Source organism: Prevotella sp. MGM2 (assembly GCF_002933955.1).
Lineage (GTDB): Bacteria > Bacteroidota > Bacteroidia > Bacteroidales > Bacteroidaceae > Alloprevotella.
The window spans coordinates 1-652 of record NZ_BEWW01000174.1 but is presented as its reverse complement, the minus strand read 5'-3'; the positions used below and the strand labels follow the sequence as shown (position 1 = coordinate 652).

General features: G+C 52.8%; 1 protein-coding gene. It reads right to left on the bottom strand.

The annotated features are described in order from the left end of the window. Positions 1 to 247: 247 nt before the first annotated feature. Positions 248 to 652 (bottom strand): ATP-binding cassette domain-containing protein (locus C5S62_RS04365; RefSeq protein WP_133159493.1); only part of this gene is annotated, 405 nt, incomplete at its 5' end.

Below are 652 nucleotides of genomic sequence, written 5' to 3'. Positions count from 1 at the left end.
AATTTAAATTCCAAGTAATGCTTTTCAGACCGAAAACAGGGCTTTTCACCACACAAAACATGCCAGAAAATACGCAAAAAGCGGACAATCCCGTTGGATTTGTCCGCTTCGCTATTACAAAGATAATACTTTTTCCACCCAAAAGCAAGAAATGTTAAAATTGCATATCACCCCATTTCCAGCCTATGAGAAGTCCTCCCATTACGGTTACTCTAGACTACAGGCACCGTATGCGGCGTAAGAAGGACTACTGCACATGTATGCGACCGCCTTCCACGCGCCACAACTGATGGCTGGAGACGCGGCGAGGCAGTTCTTCATCGTGGCTCACCACAACCACGGCACGTCTGGTGGCCTCACGGGCCAGGATGTCGTACAACAATGCTTTGGTAGCGGCATCAAGATGGGTATCCGGCTCATCGAGCAAGAGCAAATGAGGCTGTGAGGCCAAGGCCCGCGCCAGAAGAGTGCGTTGCCACTGTCCGCCGCTCAAGTCGCTTATAGGGCGTTTGGAAAGATGGGCAATGTCAAGCTGCCGCATAGCGTTGTCCGCCTGCTCGGTCAGAGTACGCGAAGTGTGGCGCCACCATGGTTTTGCCGCCATCAGTCCCGACCGTACCACCTCGCCTACAGTTATGGGGAAACGGCGGTC